15 protein-coding genes are annotated in these 18872 nt (G+C 72.4%); 8 read left to right on the plus strand and 7 right to left on the minus strand.

All coding sequences use genetic code 11. The annotated features are described in order from the left end of the window. Positions 1-79 precede the first annotated feature (79 nt). A complete protein-coding gene (locus AB0J64_RS35890; protein ID WP_364037289.1) occupies positions 80-2917 on the minus strand; it encodes a tetratricopeptide repeat protein in 2838 nt (945 codons plus the stop codon). Positions 2918-3063: 146 nt separating this feature from the next. Here AB0J64_RS35890 and AB0J64_RS35895 point away from each other — a divergent pair, with 146 nt between their 5' ends. Then, a complete protein-coding gene (locus tag AB0J64_RS35895) occupies positions 3064-3525 on the plus strand; it encodes a carboxymuconolactone decarboxylase family protein (RefSeq protein ID WP_364037292.1) in 462 nt (153 codons plus the stop codon). Here the strand turns inward: AB0J64_RS35895 and AB0J64_RS35900 are convergent. Next, entirely contained in the window at positions 3510-4301 is a 792-nt protein-coding gene (locus tag AB0J64_RS35900) for an AfsR/SARP family transcriptional regulator (RefSeq protein ID WP_364037295.1), read from the minus strand. The two genes, AB0J64_RS35895 and AB0J64_RS35900, sit on opposite strands and share 16 nt — an antisense overlap. Before the next feature lie 110 nt (positions 4302-4411). Here AB0J64_RS35900 and AB0J64_RS35905 point away from each other — a divergent pair, with 110 nt between their 5' ends. Then, positions 4412-7261, plus strand: coding sequence for a tetratricopeptide repeat protein (locus AB0J64_RS35905; RefSeq protein WP_364037298.1), 2850 nt, complete (start codon positions 4412-4414; stop codon positions 7259-7261). A 9-nt stretch (positions 7262-7270) separates the two neighbouring features. Here AB0J64_RS35905 and AB0J64_RS35910 read toward each other — a convergent pair whose 3' ends face one another. After that, on the minus strand, positions 7271-8731 hold the full coding sequence (locus tag AB0J64_RS35910; RefSeq protein ID WP_364037301.1) for an HEXXH motif-containing putative peptide modification protein: 1461 nt from the start codon (positions 8729-8731) through the stop codon (positions 7271-7273). A gap of 73 nt (positions 8732-8804) precedes the next feature. Continuing rightward, positions 8805-8930, minus strand: coding sequence for a hypothetical protein (locus tag AB0J64_RS35915; protein WP_364037304.1), 126 nt, complete (start codon positions 8928-8930; stop codon positions 8805-8807). A 137-nt stretch (positions 8931-9067) separates the two neighbouring features. On the opposite strand from AB0J64_RS35915, the gene AB0J64_RS35920 reads away from it, so the two are divergent. Together AB0J64_RS35920 and AB0J64_RS35925 are read left to right on the plus strand one after the other, a co-directional pair. After that, positions 9068-9562, plus strand: a complete 495-nt coding sequence (locus AB0J64_RS35920) for a sulfocyanin-like copper-binding protein (RefSeq protein ID WP_364037307.1) — start codon at positions 9068-9070, stop codon at positions 9560-9562. 52 nt (positions 9563-9614) lie between these two features. Then, a complete protein-coding gene (locus AB0J64_RS35925) occupies positions 9615-10592 on the plus strand; it encodes a WYL domain-containing protein (RefSeq protein ID WP_364037310.1) in 978 nt (325 codons plus the stop codon). A gap of 30 nt (positions 10593-10622) precedes the next feature. Here the strand turns inward: AB0J64_RS35925 and AB0J64_RS35930 are convergent, their stop codons facing one another. Together AB0J64_RS35930 and AB0J64_RS35935 are read right to left on the minus strand one after the other, a co-directional pair. Next, complete coding sequence (locus tag AB0J64_RS35930) at positions 10623-11408, minus strand: glycerophosphodiester phosphodiesterase family protein (RefSeq protein WP_364037313.1); 786 nt, start codon at positions 11406-11408, stop codon at positions 10623-10625. Positions 11409-11462: 54 nt separating this feature from the next. Next, positions 11463-12455, minus strand: coding sequence for a helix-turn-helix domain-containing protein (locus tag AB0J64_RS35935; protein WP_364037316.1), 993 nt, complete (start codon positions 12453-12455; stop codon positions 11463-11465). A 72-nt stretch (positions 12456-12527) separates the two neighbouring features. On the opposite strand from AB0J64_RS35935, the gene AB0J64_RS35940 reads away from it, so the two are divergent. Beyond that, positions 12528-12986: a rhodanese-like domain-containing protein gene (locus AB0J64_RS35940; protein ID WP_364037319.1), complete on the plus strand. Its 459-nt coding sequence runs from the start codon at positions 12528-12530 to the stop codon at positions 12984-12986. Positions 12987-12996: 10 nt separating this feature from the next. Here AB0J64_RS35940 and AB0J64_RS35945 read toward each other — a convergent pair whose 3' ends face one another. Beyond that, positions 12997-14223: an MFS transporter gene (locus AB0J64_RS35945; RefSeq protein WP_364037322.1), complete on the minus strand. Its 1227-nt coding sequence runs from the start codon at positions 14221-14223 to the stop codon at positions 12997-12999. A 60-nt stretch (positions 14224-14283) separates the two neighbouring features. On the opposite strand from AB0J64_RS35945, the gene AB0J64_RS35950 reads away from it, so the two are divergent. The 3 genes from AB0J64_RS35950 to AB0J64_RS35960 are packed head-to-tail and all read left to right on the plus strand — an operon-like array spanning position 14284 to position 18821. Then, positions 14284-15270 (plus strand): winged helix-turn-helix domain-containing protein, encoded by a 987-nt coding sequence (locus AB0J64_RS35950; RefSeq protein WP_364037325.1) that lies wholly within the window; start codon positions 14284-14286, stop codon positions 15268-15270. Between the two features lie 36 nt (positions 15271-15306). Beyond that, entirely contained in the window at positions 15307-17934 is a 2628-nt protein-coding gene (locus AB0J64_RS35955; protein ID WP_364037328.1) for a DUF6493 family protein, read from the plus strand. A gap of 2 nt (positions 17935-17936) precedes the next feature. Next, positions 17937-18821 carry a hypothetical protein gene (locus tag AB0J64_RS35960; protein ID WP_364037331.1) on the plus strand — a complete coding sequence of 295 codons (885 nt, stop codon included), beginning with the start codon at positions 17937-17939 and terminating at the stop codon, positions 18819-18821. Positions 18822-18872: the final 51 nt, after the last annotated feature.

Here is an 18872-nt window from a genome sequence, read left to right on the forward strand (position 1 = left end):
TCCCTACGAGTTCTCTCACCAACGCGTCGAACTCGCCCGGGCCGGATCGACAGACCAGATCAGATTTTTTTGAAGGCGTCTACTCCAGTTCGGCGATGAACGCCGTGATCTGCCCGGCTTCGGGCACGCCGAGGCCGGTGTACACCTCCAGCGCCTGCTTGGCGTGATCGCGGGCCGAGTCGAGGCGGCCGCGATCACGGTGGATGCGCGCCAGGCCCTCGTGGGCACGGGCCTCCTCGGGCCGGTTGCCCAGCTCGCGCGCGATGGCGAGGGCCTGGTCGTGGTATGCCGTGGCCCGTTCGGGATCACCGGCGAGCCGGGCGGCCTCTCCCAGGCCGTTGAGCGGCGCGGCCTCGTCACCGCGGTTCCCCAGCTCGCGATAGAGCTCCAGCGCCTGACGGTGGTGGTCACGGGCCTGCTCGTGCTGCCCTTGACGCTGGTGCACCTGGCCGAGGAGGTCCAGTGTCTGGGCCTCGCCGTTGCGGTTGCGGAACTCGCGATGCAGCTGCAGCGCCCGGCGGAGATGGTCGAGGGCCTCCGGATACCGTCCCTGCCGCTCGTGGCCGAGGCCGAGGTTGCTCAGCGTGTAGGCCTCCCCGACCCGGTTGCCGATCTCGCGGCTCAGGTCGAGCGCCTGCGTCAGATGGCGCTCCGCCTCCTCGTACGAGTGCTGCCGCAGGCGTACGTTCCCCAACGTGTTGTGCGCCCGCGACGCGCCGAGCCGGTCGCCGCTCTCGAGGCACAGCTCCAGGGCCGGCCGGCAGGTCTCGTACGACTTCTCGTAAAGCCCCTGCCGCCAGTAGACCCATGCCAGATCGAGCAGGGCCCGCGCCTCGGCCGCCGTGTCACCCTGGCGGCGCGCGGCGTCCAGCGCCTTCGTGTGCAAGGTGATCGCGTCGGCATGATGGGCGTGCCCGTCGAGATAGGGGTGCATGATGGTCGCCAGCTGACCGGCATGGAGGGGCCAGTCGCCGTCGGCCGCGCGGCTGCCCGCGGCGACGAGGTTGGCGCGCTCAGCGGCCAGCCACGCGCCCGCCTCGGCGGCATCCGGCAACGGCACGGCCTGCGACTCCGTCTCCGGGATCACCGGCCTGCGGAGCCTGCCGAACGGATAGACCAGGGCCATCGCCGCGGCCGCGGTGCTCCGGTAGTGGTCGAGCAGCCGGGTCAGGGCGTCATGCCGGGCGTCGTCGCTCTCCTCGGCCGCCGCGGTGGCGCGCGCGTGCTCGCGCAGCAGGTCGTGGAAGGTGTAGCGGCCGGGCTGGTGCTGGGCGAGGACATGGGCGTCCAGCAGGTCCTCCAGCAGCGTCTCGGCGTCGTCGGCCGGCACGCCGGCCAGCGCCGCGGCGGCGTGGGCGTCGACGTCGCGCCCCGGGTGCACGCCCAGCAGCCGGAACATGCGCTGCTCCGCGGCGTCCAGATGCTCGTACGACAGCGTGAACGCGGCCGCCACCCCCCGGTCGGGCGTGGACAGCTCGGCCAGCCGGCGGCGCTTGTCACGCAGCCGGTCGGCCAGGTACGCGACGGTCCAGCGGGGGCGATGGCGCAACCTCGCGGCGGCGATCCGCACGGCCAGCGGCAGGAACCCGCAGAGCTGCAGCACGTCGAGCACCGCGTTCGGCTCGGCCCGCGCCCGCTCTCCCACGATCGAGGTGAACAGCGCCTCGCCGTCCCTGGCCGTCAGCACCTCCACGGACAGCGCGTGGGCGCCGTCGAGGTCGATCAGCCGGCGGCGGCTGGTGACGAGGACGAGGCTGTCGGAGGCGCCGGGCAGCAGGGGGCGTACGTGATCGGTGTCGGCGGCGTTGTCCAGCACGATCACGGCACGGCGCGCGGCGAGCTCGGCCCGCCACAGCGCGGACCGCGTGGCGTCCGTGGCCGGGATGCGTTCGGCCGGCACCCCGAGCTGGCGCAGCAGCGTCTCCAGGGCGGCGCCAGCTTCGACCGGCTCGTGCCCCGCCGTGTGCGCCTGCAGGTCGACGAAGAGTTGCCCGTCGGGGTAGCGCTCGGCGAGCCGGTGCGCGGCGTGGATCGCCAGCGCCGTCTTGCCGATGCCGGCCATCCCGTCGATGGCCACGATCGTCATGCCGGACCGGAGCCCGGCGATCCGCTCGAGTTCGGCGGCCCGGCCGGCGAAGTCGGGGATGTCGTACGGCAGGAAGTTCGCCGGCCGTTCGGGCTCGCGTACGGGCTCTTCCTGCGCCTGGACCTGCAGGCTCGGATCGTCACGGAGGATGGCCTGTTCGAGCGCCACGAAGGTCCGGCCGGGATCCAGCCCCTGCTGCTCGACCAGTGACTCGCGCAGCGAGCGGGCCACCGACAGCGCATCGGCCTGCCGCCCCGCGCGGTGCAGGGCGAGCATCAGCTGACCCGCCAGCCGCTCCCGCAGCGGGTGCGCCGCCACGTGCGCGGACAGTTCGTCGATCAGCTCCTCGTGCCGGCCCAGCGACAGCTCGATGTCCGCCAGGCGCTCGACGGCCGCCAGGCGGCGCTGCTCCAGCCGGGCGCGGGCGCTCTCGACGTAGTCCGCGGTCACGTCCGCCAGCGGCTGACCCCGCCACAGCCGCAACGCCTCACGTATCCGCCGGCCGGCGTCGGGGCCTTCGGCGGCCTTCGGGACGGCCGCCACCTGGCTGGTGAACTCCTCCAGATCGAGCCGCTCAGGCTCGATCACGTATCCGCCCGACCGGGTCGCGAGCTGCTGCGCCGCCCCCGCCTCGCGGAGCACCCGGCGGATCGCGGTGATGGCGGCCTGGATCTGCGAACGCGCCGTGTCCGGCGGCGTCAGACCCCACACCGCGTCGATCAGCTGGTCGGCGGTGAGGACGGCGCGGGCATGCAGCAGCAGGTACGCCAGGACCGCCCGGTGACGTGGCGCCAGGCCGGTCAGCTCCTGGTCGTCATCCCTCACCTGCACGGGCCCCAGGACAGCGAACCGAACGCCCAACCCACCCTCCCGAACGGGACATATAGGCCGCCCATAGCGGACGCATCGCGAATGTATCAGCTCGGCTTCGCATGATGAATGCACAGGTCAGCCAGCCGAGAAAGGAAACCTCGATCATGGAAGCACGGATGAAGAACCCGGCGTACGTCCTCTCCGACAGCCTGAAGGGCATCCAGACCATCTACAAGGCCATCTACCAGGGCGGCACGCCCCAGGAGCTGCTGGAGATCGTCGCCCTGCGCGCCAGCCAGATCAACGGGTGCAGCGCCTGCGTCCACGCGCACGTCCAGAACCTCAAGAAGTCCGGCGAGTCCGACGAGCGCGTGGGCAACGTCGCGGCCTGGCGGGAGGCACCGTACTACAGCGACGTCGAGCGGGCCGCGCTGCAGCTCACCGAGGCCGTCACCCGGATCGCCGACCGGTCGGGTGACGCCGTGCCGGACGAGCTCTGGGACGAGGTCGCGGACCACTTCGACGAGCAGCAGCTCTCCGCGATCATCCTGACGATCTCCATGACCAACTTCTTCAACCGCATCAACGCCACGATCAAGGAGCCCGCCGGTCAGAACTGGGGCTGATGAACCGGCTGGACGGTGGTGTCGAGAGCCGGGTCGGCCGCGAGGATCCTCCGATGGAGCTCCCGCACCGCCCTCCCTGGCTCCAGGCCCTGCTCGCCGATCAGCGTCGCCCGCAGCCCGGCGTAGGCGGACAGGGCCTCGGCCTGGCGTCCCGAGCGGTACAGGGCGAGCATGAGCAGCGCGTGCAGCGACTCGCGCAGCGGATGCGCGGCGGTGAGCTCGCGCAGCGCGGGGATCACCGTCGCCTGCCGGCCGAGCTCGACATCGGCCTCCAGCACGGCCTCGACGGCCAGCAGCCGGGCCTCCTCCAGCCGGTCGGCGTGCGCCCGGACCATCGGGCCGCTCGGCACGTCGGCGAGCGCGGGCCCGCGCCAGAGAGCCAGCGCCGCTTCCAGCCGCCTGCGGGCCAGGGCCGGATCACGGGTCCGCAGTGCCAGCTGGCCGTCGGCCAGCAGCCGTTCGAAGCGGGCGGCGTCCGTCTCCCGCGGGGTGCCGCGCAGTTCGTAGCAGCCGCCTCGCGTGAGCAGATCCTCACCGAGGACATGGCGCAGCCGCCAGACGTATCCCTGCAGCGTCTTGCGGGCGAACTTGGGCTCGGAGCCCTGCCAGAGCTCCTCGATGATCCGGTCCGCCAGAACGGGGCGGCCGGAGTTGATGGCGAGGACGGCGAGGACGGCGCGGTGCTTGGGTGCCGGGATCGGGACCACGCCGTCGCCGTGGACGACCTGGAGCGGGCCGAGCAGATCGATCTGGGGTGCACGGGACGTCGGGAGCACGACCACCTCCTCAATCTGGACAGGCTTAATCCGCGTTAGCGGACCGCGCCAATCTCGATCTACACTGCCAGACCTGGCTTGCGCGGGGCTTGCGCGCTCAAGGGGGCGGCGTGGAATTCCGGATCCTCGGGGCTCTGGAGCTCTGGCACGACGGTTCTCGGGTGCCTCTGACCGCGCCCAAACAGCGGGCGCTGCTGGCGATCCTGCTGATCAGAGCGGGGCGTACCGTTTCCGTCGAACGCCTGGTCGACGAGCTGTGGGGCACGGCGCCGCCGGCGAGCGTCGAGAGCACCCTGCACTCGCTGATCTCGCGGCTGCGTGGAAAGGGCGTCGCCGGGCTGGTCAGGGAGCCGGGCGGCTACCGGCTGGGGCTCGAGGGCACCACGTTGGATGCCCAGGACTTCGAGCGGCTGGCCGCCCTGGCACGCAAGCTGGCCGAGGCCGGCCACCTGGAGCAGGCCGTGCGGGGTTTCCAGGAGGCCCTTGGCCTGTGGCGGGCAGGGGCGCTGGCGGACGTGCCGGAGTCGCCGCTCATCGCGGCGGAGCGGCTCCGGCTCGACGGGCTCCGGCCGGCCGTCTTCGAGGAGTACGCCGACACTCTGGGCAGACTCGGCCGGCACGCCCTGATCGCGGGGGAGGTCCGCGGGCTGCTGGCGGAGCATCCGCTCCGCGAGTCCCTGTGGAGCAGGTTGATCAGCGCCCTGGACCGCTCGGGACAGCCCAGGGAGGCGCTGGCCGCGTACGACGAGGCGCGGCGGGTGCTCGCCGAGGAGCTCGGCCTGGATCCGGGACCGGAGCTGCGCCGCCTGCAGGCCGGGATCCTCCAGCGGGAGGAGGAGCGTGGGAACACGCCCGTACCCCGGCAGCTCCCGCCCGACCTGGCCGGATTCGCCGGGCGCGGTGCCGCTCTCCGTGAACTGACCGCACTGGCGGAGACCCGCCTGGAGGCGGTGGCCGTCATCAGCGGCATGCCCGGCGTCGGCAAGTCGGCCTTCGCGGTGCATTGGGCCCACCGGATGGCCGAGCGCTTCCCCGACGGGCAGCTCTTCATCGACCTGCGCGGGCACCGGCCGGAGGAGGCGATCACGTCGCGGGAGGCGCTGGACCGGTTCGTCCGCGCCCTGGGGCTGCCTCCTGAGCAGGTGCCCACCGGAGAGGACGAGCTCGCCGCCGCGTATCGGCGGCTGCTCGCCGACCGGCGCGTGCTGGTGCTGCTGGACAACGCGGCCGACTCCGCCCAGGTGCAGCCGCTGCTGCCGGGCACCGAGGGCTGTCTGGCGCTGGTCACCAGTCGCAGCCGGCTCTCCGGCCTGGCCCTGTACCACGCGACGCGTACCATCGATCTCGACATCATGACCGCCGCCGACTCGGCCGCCCTGCTGTCCGCCGTCATCGGTCCCCGCTGCGAGTCCGAGCCCGCCGCCGTGGCCGAACTCGCCCGCCAGTGCGGACACCTGCCGCTGGCCCTGCGGATCGCCGCCGCCCACCTGGCCGATCACCCGCATCGCCGGATCGGCACGTACGTGGCCGACCTCACCGAACGCGGGAGGCTCGGCGCGCTGCATCTCGGCGACGCCCCGTCCGCCGCCGTCAGCGCCACCTTCGACCTGTCCTACCGGGCGCTGGCCGAGGCCGACCGGATCGCCTTCCGCTGCCTCGGCCTGATCCCCGGCGGCGGCGGCTTCACGGCCAGGGCGCTGGCCGCGATGCTCGACGTCTCCGCCGCCGAGGCCCGTGCCCGTCTGGACGCGCTGCGGGCGGGCAGCCTGATCCACACCCGTGGCAGCCAGTCGTACGAGGAGCGCCACCACCTGCACGATCTCCTCTTCGACTACGCCCGCCACCGGGCCGAGACCGAGGACGACGAGGCGGTACGCGAGCAGGCCGTACGCCGGCTGCTGGAGTGGTACCGCACCATCGACGACCCGCTCGTGCTGCAGGACGAGTACGAGAACGTGCTGGCCGCCACCCGTCACGCCGCCGCGCACCACCTGGACGCGGCCTGGCGGCTGCCCGCGGCCCTGGCCCCGCTGCTGCGTCTACGCCACTGCCTGGACGGCACCGCGGAGCTGCACGCCCTGGCCGCGAGCGCCGCCGAGCGGGCCGGGGAGCACCTGCAGGCCGCGGTGGCCCACAACAACCTCGGCGCGACCCTGGAGTACCTGGGCCGCTACCCCGAGGCCCTGACCGAGCACCGCAGCGCACTGGAGATCTACCGGAGCCTGGCAGACCCGGTCGGAACGGGCACCGCGCTGCGCAGCATCGGCACGGTCTCCTGGCTGCTCGGCCGATATGACGCGGCCCTCACCGAGCTGCGCGAGGCACGGCACATCCTCGAGGACGCGGGCGAGGACGCCGCCGTGGGGCAGACGCTGAACCTGCTCGGCATCGTGCTGCGGAACCTGGGCCGCACGGACGAGGCCGTCGCCCACTACGAACGCGCGCTGGCCATCCACCGGCGCACGAACGACGCCCACGGCGAGGCCAACACGCTCAACAACCTGGGCGTGGTGCTGGACATCCGCAGCCGCCACGCCGAGGCGCTGGAGCATTACCACCGGGCGCTCGCGCTGCGCCGGTCCACGGGCAGCCGCAAGGGCGAAGCGCGCGCGCTGAACAACATCGGCCTGACCGAGATCAAGCTCGGCCGGTACGAATCCGCGCTCGGGCACCTCCTGAGCGCGCTGGCCATTCATCGCGAGACCGGCGACGCGAGGGGCGAGGGCCAGGTGGTCAACGACCTGGCCGGTCTCTATCACCTTCTCGGACGGGAGCAGGACGCGCTCGCGCACTACGCCATGGCGCTGCGCATCCGATCCGGCATCGGCGACCGCAAGGGCCTCGCCGACACTCACAAGGAGCTCGGCGAGGCCTACAACGACCTGGGCGACGGCGCCGCCGCCGCCCACCACCTGGCCGCCGCGGAACAGATCTTCAAGGAACTGGGGGTGACCGGGTAGCCGGGGTCCTCAGGAACCCACGGGCACGATGAGCCCGGCAGAGAGCAGGTCGGCCACCCCCGGGGCCAGGCGGTCCTCGGCGCCGGGTCCCGCAGCCTGGGAGTACCGGTCACGCAGCGACGACAGGTCCCCGCCGTCGCACAGCGCGTAGATCAGCCAGGCGTGGTCGTTCAGCCAGCGGAAGCTCGGCGGGGCCGGAGAGAACGCCACCAGCTGTCCCTGCTCGGGGATCGGGCACACCTGCACCGGCTCCGCCCGGCGGTAGCCTCGCGCTCCCAACGCCACCTCCGGGGCCGGCCGCCCGGCCGCGACAGGCGCCTGTCCTGGCACGATTCCTGGAGCGATGGGGGCCACGTTGCCGATCAGCCAGTCGACGAACTGCCTGCCGGTAGGGGTCAGCAGGTGGCCGTACGCCTGGGAGGCCTGCTGGGCGAGATAGGTGGCCCGTTCCAGGCTGGTGGTGTACCCGCCGTTCTCGCCCGCCTGGCTGCCGGGGGTGGCCAGGTCGACGAACTCGGCCGCGGGCTCGCCGTACCGGGCCCGCAGGGCGGAGGATGCCTGGGCGGCCGCCGCGTGGAACAGCAGCAGGTGGACGTAGACGTGCATGGCGAACAGCACCCGCGTCAGCGTCCACGGCTCCACGCGCCACGGGATCGGGATCAGCTCGCCGGTCTCGGCGGCCAGGGAGCCGGTCCGCAGCACGTCGAACAGCTTCAGGTGCAGCCCCTCGTGGAAGAGCGTCTCGGCCGCGGTCCAGGGATCGGACAGCCGCTCAGGGGCCAGGAAGAGGGCCGAAGGCAGCGGGTCGCCGCCGGAGACCGAGTTGAGGGTTCCGTCGGCCAGCTCGTCCCGGATGAACCCGGCCAGGGAGACGTGCGGCAGCACCCCGGCGCCTGAGTGGGGCAGCAGTTCGGCGAGGAGCTCTGCGGCCTGGCTCAGCCCGGTGAGCAGGCCGGCATCGGGACGCACCCGGGTGCCGGAGCCGTCCTTGGACAGCGTCCCTGCCAGCAGCTCCTCCAAACGGGTGCTCAGTGCCAGGTCCGGTTCGGAGCCCGTTTCGAGATCCGTCCACACCCATGAGACGGCGCGATCCGGCCACGGGCGCACCTTCGGGCGGGAAAGACGTTCACACGGCCCGACGCCGTCGAGCGTGTCCGCCACGCCCCGCTCCAAATGGGTGACCAGATCGGCGGCTTCACCGGTCTGGAGCTCCAGCGCGGTCATGTCGTTCTCGAACGCGTTGCGCAGGACCGGGTCGTACATCAGGGGGCGGAGGTCGGCGTCGCCCGCCAGGGACAGCCGCGTCAGCCTGTCGGCGGCGCGGGGGTGGTACCGGGCCAGCACCTGAAGGCCCAGCCGGTAGCGGGCCAGGTTCCTGGCCTCGATCGCCTCGGCGGAGCCGAACCGGCGGTCCGAGCCGAGTGCCAGGTCAATGTCGGATGTCAGTGCGACACTTGGTTCGGGAGCCAATGACGTCACCTCGATTTCACCGGTGTGGACCGGCGACGGGGACGTCCCGCCGCCGGTCATTTCGTTCTCTCCGCTACTTGGAGCTGGGAGAGGAGAACCTCGGCCGCCACGCGCGCTCGTGCGGGGCGTCGGTCGTCACGCTCGGCGCGGCGTCGTTCCTCAGCGGGAACTTCGGCAGTTCGACGGTCTGAGTCGGCATGCGTCTTCCTCCGTTCGCCATGGATCACTTGGCACGTCGAATCTAGGAAGCCCGGGTGTGGTCCCGGTGTGGTGGCGATCTCTTCTAGGCTGGAAGAGAGGGACGCCCACCCGTTCGCGCTCTTGGGGGTGAGCCCGATGAGGCTGCACGACCTGTGTTCCGCGGCCACCGCGACGGCCGCGATGACGACCGCGCTGGTCGCCGGCGCACCGGCGGCCGAGTGGCGACAATGCACCCCTCCGCCGCTGCCGGGCAAGGTGGTGGACGTGGAGCTGACCGACTCGGCCCCGGGGCCGATGCGCGTGACGGTGACCCCGGCCGGGGTCCCGGCGGGCACCGTGTCGTTCCGGGCGGACAACACGGGCACGGTGGCCCACGAACTGGTCGTGCTGCCGCTCCCGAAGGGGCAGGCCATCGGCAAGCGGCCGATCGGATCCGACGCCCGCGTGAGCGAGACGGGCAGCCTCGGCGAGGCGTCGAGCAACTGCGGACAAGGCGAGGGCGAGGGCATCGCGCCCGGCTCCATGGGCTGGGTGACGCTGCAGCTGCACCCCGGACAGTACGAGCTGGTGTGCAACTTCCCCGGACATTACGCCTCGGGTATGCACGCGGCGTTCGACGTCACCAAATGACCTCGTGTTAAGGTCCGTCCCGGACGTTCCGCTTCCGGATTGCGGGGATGTGGTGAAGCTCGACGCGAGCCCCACGGCACGGGCACTGCTGGCCCTCGAGCTGGTCCAAGGCAGTCCGGGCATCACCGCGGACCGGCTCGCCGACAAGCTCGGCGTCTCCGAGCGGGCCGCCCGCCGGTACGTCGCGATCCTCCGCGAGGCCGGCATCCCGATCGAGTCCCTCCGCGGCCCCTATGGCGGCTACCGCATCGGCCGCGGCCTGCGGCTCCCGCCCTTGATGTTCAGCGCCGCCGAGGCCCTCGGCCTGGTCATGGCCGTGCTCGACGGCCATCACGACGCCGGCGACGCCGCCGACCCGGTCGGCAGCGCGCTCGGCAAGATCGTGCGGGCGCTTCCCGAGCCGGTGGCCGCCCAGGTCCAGGCCGTACGCCGGACCACGGCGCCCGCCCCCGACCGCGCCGCCGCCCGCCCGGACCCGGACACCGCGACCGCCCTCGTGCAGGCCTGCTCCAACCGCCGCCGGGTACGCCTCGGCTACCGTTCCGAGGCCGGGCCGGAGCGGGTCATCGAGGCCGACCCGTGGGCCGTCGTCGTACGCCACGGCCGGTGGTACCTGCTGTGCTGGTCACACACCGCGGGCGCCCGCCGGGCGTACCGGATCGACCGGGTACGCGGGGTTGAGGTCCTCGACGACACCTTCAGCCCGCCCGCCGACCTCGACCCGGTCGCCACGCTCGAGGAGCATCTCTCCGTCGGATGGGAGTACGACGTCGAGGTCGTCATCGACGCCCCTGCCGACACCGTGGGCCGCTGCCTTCCCCGCGCTCTCGGACGGCTCGAGCCGCTCGACGCCGGGACGTCCCGCCTGGTCGGCAGCACCAGCAATCCGAGGTGGTACGCCGAGCAGCTCGCCGCGATCCCGGCGCCGTACCGGATCGTGCGGTGTCCCGAGCTCCAGCAGGCCGCCCGCGTCCTCGGGCGGCGGCTGCTGGCGGCGGCCGGGGGCGACGACGATGCGACGGTCACCTGAAGCCGCGGAAGACGCCCTTCTGCAGCATGGTCACTGGCACTTTCCCTCGAGCCAGGCGTTGAACTGCGGCGTGTAGTCGGTGGCCACCCGCTTGGCGCCGCTCGCGAGCGCGCCCTTCCACGCGTTCTCGTTCAGCGTCCACGAGGGGGGCGGCTCCTCCCACTTGGTGACCTCCGGCCAGATGGGGCCGCCGCTCAGCACCTGGGTCATGCCCGCTTCGGTCACCCGCTTCTTGAGCTCGGCGGCGAGCGCGCTGTCGTGGGAGTACAGGATGATCTCCTGCGACCGGTAGTTCTCCTTGACGGGGTCGAGCACCTCGGCCCAGCCCTGCGTCTTGATCGAGGCGGTGGAGCTGAGCAGCGACTGCCGGGCCTCCGGCTTGATCTCGACCAGCCCGACCATGCCGGCGGTCTTCATCGCGGACAGCCACTCGCGGAAGGTGTGCACGGTCTCGCCCTGGAACGGGCCGCGGGTGATGGTCCGGCCCTTGAGCGCGGTGTCGCCCGCTGCCCACCAGATTTCGGTGATGTTCTTCTTGGTGCCCGTCAGCCCCCACGTGGAGGTGTTGTGCCACATGACGGCCTTGGTGCCGTCCTTGGTGAGCTGAAGGTCGGCCTCGACGCCTGACGCGCCCCATGCCTTGTACTTCCGGATGGCCGTGGGATTGTTCGGCTGGCGTACCTGATCCCTCTCCCAGGGATTGGCGCCGGTGGGGTAGCCGCCGTGCCCGAAGATCTGCGGGCACGCGGGCAGGGCGGCGGCGGACGGAGCGGTGAGTAACGAGGCCAGCAACAACGCGGCGAGGGGGACTGCCAAGACTCGCACCTTTCGATCTTGTGGTGCCCCGCACTCTGCCACATCCGGCGGCGATCAGTGGCCGTGCTCCGTCGGCTCGGCCGCATTGAACGCGCGCCGGTATGCCGAGGGCGATGTGCGCATGGCCTTCACGAAATGGGATCGGTAGGTGATCGGGCTCTTGAAGCCCACGGTGCGGGCGATCTCCTCCACCGGCGCCGCGGTCTTCTCCAGCAGCGGCAGGCTGGCCTGGACCCGCTGGGCGATCAGCCACCTGGTGGGGCTGGTCCCGGTGCAGCGGGCGAAGTGGCGCAGGTACGTACGGGTGGACATGTGCGCGCGGCGTGCCAGGGTCTCGATGCTGATCTCCTGCCGCAGGTTGGCCAGGGCCCACGTCATGGTCCGGGAGATCTGGTCGTCGTCGAGGTCATGGGGCACCGGCGCCTCGATGAACTGCGCCTGTCCGCCGTCGCGGTGCGGTGGGATGACGAGCCGCCTGGCCACCGTGTTGGCCACGCTCGGCCCGTGGTCGCGACGTACGAGGTGCAGGCAGAGATCCAGCCCCGCCGCGCTGCCGGCGCTGGTGAGCACGTCGCCGTCGTCGATGTAGAGCACGTCGGGGTGCACGCGTACGAGCGGAAAACGGCGGCGTAGCAGGTCGGCGTACTGCCAGTGGGTGGTCGCCGGGCGGTGGTCCAGCAGCCCGGCGGCGGCCAGCGCGAACGCGCCCGAGCAGATGGAGACGACGCGGGCGCCTCGGTCATGGGCCAGTCGCAGGGCGGCGACCAGCTCGGGGGAGCAGGTGCCCCGCACGTCGGGGACGCCGGGCACGATCACCGTCTGCGCCGAGGCGAAGACCTCCAGGTCGTACGGCGTGTCCACGGTCGCGCCACCGACGATGCGCAGCGGACCCGGGCGTTCTGCGCACACCTTCAGGTCGTACCAGGGCACCTCCAGCTCCGGTCTCGGCAGGCCGAAGACCTCGGTGACGATGCCGGTCTCGAAGGGCGACATGCCCTCGTACGCGAGCACCGCGACCGTCCGGCCGGCGTTCGCGACGGTGTGCATGGCGGGATCCTATCGACAGGCGTCATCCATGCCACTGTCGCGCGACGGCTCCGCGCCGGGACCATGGGCGTCATGTCAGCTGTTCTCTTCACCCCTCCCGCGCGGCCCGACGAGGCCGTCGCGCACTTCGCCGCACGTCTGGCCTTCGAGACCGACGTGTCCGACGTACACGCCGACCTGGAGTCAGGCGTGCCAGGCCTGATCGTGGTCGACTCCCGCAGCGTCGAGTCCTGGGAACAGGGCCACCTGCCCGGCGCCGTCCACCTGCCGACCGCGCAGGTCGCCGAGCGGGCGCCCCTCGTCGTCCCGCGTGACGTGGTCGTCGTCACCTACTGCTGGGGGCCGGGCTGCAACGGCGCGACGAGGGCCGCGCTGGCCTTCGCGCGGCTGGGTTACCAGGTCAAGGAGATGATCGGCGGTTATGAGTACTGGGTACGCGAGGGCTTCGCGGTGCAGACGGCGGCCGGGCGCGTCGTACAGCCGGCCGACCCGCTGACCGCCCCGGTGTCGGCAGCGGCCTGCGGCTGCTGACGCCGGATCTTCAGGGCTGGCGGCGCAGCGGAGAGAGCAGGATCGGGATCCAGCTCACGGACATGATCAGGGTCCCCAGCCACAGCGCGGAGCGCACTCCCCAGAGTTCGCCGAGCCCGCCTGCCAGGAGTCCGCCCACGCCGACCGCGCCCATCAGGAGAAGTCGCATCGTGGCCGTCATCCGGCCGAGCATGGCGTCAGGCGTGACCCGCTGCCGCAGGCTGACCAGGAGCACGTTGTTGACGCCCGTACGGAAGGTCATCACGAACCACGCCGCCGCGGCCGCCCAGATCCATGGCCCCCGATCCAGGAACGGGATCAGGAACGCGGCGGGAGCGGCGGCCAGGCCGACGAGCCAGGTGGCGCGGCCGGTGCCGAGGCGGCGGCCGATCAGGTGCGCGACAGACGAGCCCGCCAGCACGCCGAACCCGCCGGCGGCGAGGTACGCGCCGAGCACCCACTCCGGGTAGCCGAGCTGATCGACGATGAGCACCGGCAGCAGCACCGAGCAGAGCGGGTACGCCAGGTTGGCCATCGCGCCCTGGACCAGGGCGGCCACGAGCGTCGAGTTCCCGAAGAGGAAGCGGACACCGGCCGCGATCTGCCCGCGGATCGGCTCCCGGCCGGATGCCGGTTCAGGGACGGCCGGCTCAGGGAGGGCGCGCAGCCAGAGCGCCGACCACAGGTAGCTGAGCGCGTCCGCCACCACCGCCAGAGGCGCCCCCGCGAGCTGGACCAGCACCCCGGCCACGCTGCGTCCGGCGATGTCCATTCCCGCGCCCGTCCCCACGAGCAGCGAGTTCGCCGAGGTCAGTCGCTCGCGCCCGACCAGCGCGGGCACGAGGCTCATCGACGCCACCTCGAACAGCAAGGTCCCCGCCCCCACCACGATCACCACCGCGTACAGCTGCCCCATGGACAGCCATCCGCCCCACCACGCCACCGGCACCGACAGCAGCGCCGCCGCCCGCAGCACGTCGGTGGCGATCATCACGGGCCGCCGCCTGACCCGGTCCACCCATGCCCCGGCGGGCAGCCCGAGCAGCAGCACCGTGAGCGTGCCGAGCGCCGACAGCAGCCCGACCTCGCCCGCCCCTGCTCCCAGGGTGGTCACGGCGAGCAGCGGCAGCGCGACATAGCTGATCTGGCTGCCGAACTGACTGACCGCACCGGCCACGAAGAGGTTGCGAAATCCGTGAGACCGCAGCAGCGGCTCGTCCATCACAGTTGCTGACATGTCCACCACAGTGCTGAGGTGGGGCTCAAAGCACTATCGATTAAGTGAGACGCGAATCAAATGACCCTGGACCTGGCGTTCACGGCCCACGACATCGCCAACCTCCGCTTCGCCATCTCGCCACTCGGCGAGGTGGTGGCCAGCGTCCGCGTGGTGAAGGATCCGTCGGCGCACCCGCTCCTGCGTCCCTGGGCCGAGCAGGTACGCCGACGCCTCCGGGACGTCGACTGGCGCCTGCTGTCCGACCTCGTACCGGTGCCGACGACCGTGATCGCGGGCTTCACCTGCACCCCGCCGTCGACGTCCATGCCGGATCTTGAGCTGGAACTCGCCACCATGCGGGGCGCGGCCGCCCGGGTCCGCTCGGACCTGGACGAGATCCCCGGTCCGCGTACGAAACGGGTCCAGGCGCTCCACGACGACCCGGAGAAGGGGCTCGAACGGCTCGCGGTGGAGGTCGAGAACTACTGGCAGGCCGTGATGGCGCCGTTCTGGCCGAGGATCAGGTCACTGCTGGAGGGGGAGATCCTCTACCGGGCCAAGCTGCTCGCCGAGGGCGGCGCCCAGCGCATGCTGGCGGACCTCGACGACGCCATCACCTGGGAGGACGGCATCCTGCGCGTCCGGCACCGCCACGTTTCCGGGGCCCGCCCGCTGCGCGGTCTCGGGCTGCTGCTGGTGCCATGCGTGTTCGTCTCGCCGCGGGTCGCCTCCGTCACCACGCCGCCGTACCAGCCCACCGTCCGCTACGCGCCGCGCGGCATCGCCACGCTCTGGGAACGCCGCGAGCTGGAGCCACCCGAGGCGCTGGCCGCCGTGCTCGGCCGGACGCGCGCCCAGCTGCTGGCCGAGCTCGACCGCCCCGCCTCGACCCGCGAGCTGGCCCACCGCGCCGGGCTCTCCGAGCCCGGCGTCAACCAGCACCTCACCGCGCTGCGCCGGGCAGGGCTGTGCTCGGCACACCGTACGGGGCGATACGTCCTGTACGCCCGCACGGCCATCGCCGAGGCCCTCCTGGAGAGCCACCTCCATGGTGCCCGCGGTTGATCGAAAGTGTCGGCGGAGCTGGTTACTGTCCCCGCCATGGATCACTGGAGCGGGATCAGGAAACTGATCGAGGCGCGGCAGGCCGATCGACTCGCCGATGAGCTCAAGGCGCTGGACGACGAGGGCCGCAAAGAGATCGCGGCCCGATTACCAGCACTGCTGAAGGAGCTGCGCGGCCGGTTCGACCGGTGGGACGACGGCCTGGTGGACTATGCGCCCGTGCTGAGGGTGGCGGGCGCGGCCACGTTCGGCGGGGCAGCGGCCGTGGCGTCCTGGCTGTACCGGCGTGATTTCGCCCCGCGGTGGGCCGGCCTCGACAACGACGTGGACCTCGTCCTGGCGGTGCTCTCCGATCGGCCCACCGCCTGGCGCGCCGACCTGGCCGAGCGGCTGGTGCTGCGCATGCGCGCCGCCGACGACCGTGGCATGGAGCTCGCCCTGGCCCTGCTCCGCGAGACCGGCATCGAGCCGCCGCAGCACGACCCGCTCGTGGCCGGCTGGTTGAGCCAGAAGCCCTCGGGTCTTGGCGACGACCCACTGCTCGACCACCTGCTGCCGCGCCTGTTCGAGGCCGAGGGCGCGGGCCGGGTGCTCCAGTGGGAGAGGGAGCCGCGCGCGGGCTGGCTGGGGGCGCTGCTGCGGCTGGCGCGGGTGGGCCGGGTGCGGCGGGAGGCGTTGATCGAAGGTTGCCTGCGGCGCTTCGTCCGTGGTGGCTCGGCCATCGACCTGCGCTTCTTCGTACGCCTGCACGAGGAGCTGGAGGTCACGCCCGCCGAGGCGGCCCCCCACACTCGCGACTACCTGTGCCTGCTCCCTTCGTCCCCAGGCCCGGTCGCCGAAGTGGCCATGAAGTGCCTGCGCGCCTGCGACGACCTGGCCGCCGACGACCTCGCTGAGGCGTGGGACTCGCTGCTGTTCAGGCCCGAGCGCAAGCTGGTGCGCGCCGGGCTGTCGTGGCTCGACCGTTCCGTACGTCACAGGCCCGCCTTGGCCGGCGCCGTCGCCGCGCCGCTCGCCCGCGCGTTCGCCGCCGACTCCACCGAGCTTCAGGAGAAGGCCGTCGAGCTGGCCCTCGCTCACGCGGGCGGCATGAGCGAGGAAGGGCGCGCCGCCGTACGGGAGGCGATCGAGCTGCTCCCTCCCCATCTCGGCCGGCGCGCCGTCAAGGTCTTCTCGGGCGGCATGGTGGCCGAGGCCGAGCCCGTTTTCGTGCCGCCGCCCCTGCCCGCCGCGCCCGAACGCGTCCACGACCTCGCGCCCCCGATCGAGTCCGTCGGGGAGGTCGTCCGGCTCATGGGCCAGTGGGCGCGTTCCTGGCACGAGTCGGAGCGGCTGCTCGCCGGATTCGTCGCACTCGTCAGTCGCGACCGGCAGGGCGCGGCGGCTGCGCTGCGGCCATCGCGGTCCGACAGGGACCGGTTCTCCTGGGAATACCGCCAGGATTCCTGGGATCAGGTCGATCACTGGCTCCAGGGCGCCGTCCACTCCCTGACCGGCACCGCACCCACCCAGCAGGCCTGGCGACGTTTCATGCCGCAGGGTGGCCTGGCCGCTCCGCACCGGCTCCTGCTGCACCGTACGGCCGAGATCCTGCGGGCCGTCGAAGAGGACACCCTCCCGCCGCTGCTGCTGGCCACCCCCACGCACAGCACGGGGCACGTGGCGGCGGCCGAGCTGGTCAGGCGGCTGGAGGTGATCGAGGCGGCCGGGACCAAGCCGCTGGCGGCCGACTTCCAGCAGGCGCTGCTGCGCCTGCCGCGCATCTGGGACCCCGAGGCGGCGGAGCGGGCGGGGCGGCTGACGTCCGCCGCGGGCAGGATCCTCGCCGAGTGGACCTGCCCGGCGGCCGCTGTCGAGCTGGCGTGGACCTGTACGAGCTGGGACTGTACGCGCGAGGGCGGCGAACACGACTGGCACGCCCACGGCAACAGCCACGGTGTACGCCTGGTGCCGACGGCCACGGCCGTGCCCACCGGGCTGCCGCTGGTCGACCTGATGCTCAGCGTCCCCTCCACCTGGTCCGACGACGCGAACCTCGAATGGTGGCCGTCCATGCTGCCGTCACACCGCGAGGTCGCCGCCGCGCACCTGATGCCGTACGTGCTCAGGCGCTACTACGGCGAGACACCCGTAGGACCGGAGCAGGCGCGCGCTCTCGCCCGCGCGGAAGGGCCGGCCGGAGCGGCGTTCGCGGTCGTGCTCGCCCGCGTCCTGGGCGATCCGCAGATGCCCGAGTCGGTCGACGTGCTGCTGGAGGTCGTCGCGCGGGACGAGCTGCCCGCAGCCGAGATCGGCCGCCAGGCCGGGCTGCTCGCGGTCAGTGGCGAGGTGCGGCTGATCGACCTGGTCGCCGCGCTCGACGCCGCGGCCAGGCAGGGCGCCCATGCGCACGTGTGGCGGATCGCCGCCGCGGCGCTGCCCGAGCTGCTGCCCCCGCCGGGCGGGCGCCCGCGCCACGGCCTGGCCGGGTTCGTCACGCTCGCCAGCACGGCCGCGGAGTGGTGCGGGGCGCGCGGCGAGATCCCCGAGGTACGCGACATGGCCGCGCGCAAGGGAAACAGCGGCCTGCTGCGAGAGGTCCGCCGGCTGCACGACCTGCTCACCAGCGTCCCCAGCGTCACCGGCGTCCCCGGCGTCAGCGGCGTCACCGGCCAGGAAGGATGATCATGGCGTCCAAGCGATCAAAGCGGAGCCTGCGGCGCGACGAGGGCCACGCCCTGCGGATGGAGATCGGTGACCTCGCCCGCGCGGCCGCCGGCTCCGGCTGGTCGCGGCTCGCCGTCCGCCGTACCCAGGTAGGCGGGCACGCGCTGACCAGCGTCACCCGCGACGGCCACGAGATCGCCGCCGAGGGCATGGACGAGCCGTTCCAGCGCCTGCGCGAGCTGTCCTACCGGGCCGACGCCGGCACCTGGTTCACCTACGAGCTGGCGTTCTCCCCCGGCACCCGTGGCTACACCGGCCGCGTCGACTCCTCCGCGCCGCCGTTCGAGGACATGCCGGCGTCGGCGGCGCTGGCGGAGCTGACCACGTTCCCCTGTGAGGAGCCACCCGGCTGGCTGCTGTCCGCGCTGCCCACCGCCGCGCCCTTCGCGCTGCCCACCTCGCACCGCGACTTCGACCGGTTGTACGGGCTCCCCGACTATCTCCAGCCGCCGCCTCCGCCCATCCACGGGGAGCTGGCGTACGTCCCGGCCACGACCATGACCGCTCGCGTGTTCTCGCACAGTCAGGAGAGCGGCAGCCACACGGTCTACCTGGGGGAGGCGGTGGATCCTGAGGCCGAGCACCTTCTGGTGATGTGCCACCAGGAGGGCTACTGGATCGCGCGCGAAGGCATGCACGGCACGAACGAGGGGGTGCGCTCCATCACCCTGGACGGCGCGGCGCTCCGGCTGGAGCTGACCCCCGAGGGCGCCGACGGGCTGGAGTCCGAGACCGTCTTCGAGGTCCGCCTCGACCTGCCGCCTGAGACGATCGGCGAGCTGCGCGCGGTGCTGCCCGGCATGCTGCGGCGCGTCGCCGGAGCGCCGGAGCTGATCGGCTTCTGACCGGCGATGCCGCATCGTGGAGGCGGGTACGAAGGTCAACCCGCACCCGTC

Origin of the sequence: Nonomuraea sp. NPDC049695 (assembly GCF_040674955.1) — a bacterium.
In the GTDB taxonomy this organism is placed as follows: Bacteria; Actinomycetota; Actinomycetes; order Streptosporangiales; family Streptosporangiaceae; genus Nonomuraea; species Nonomuraea helvata.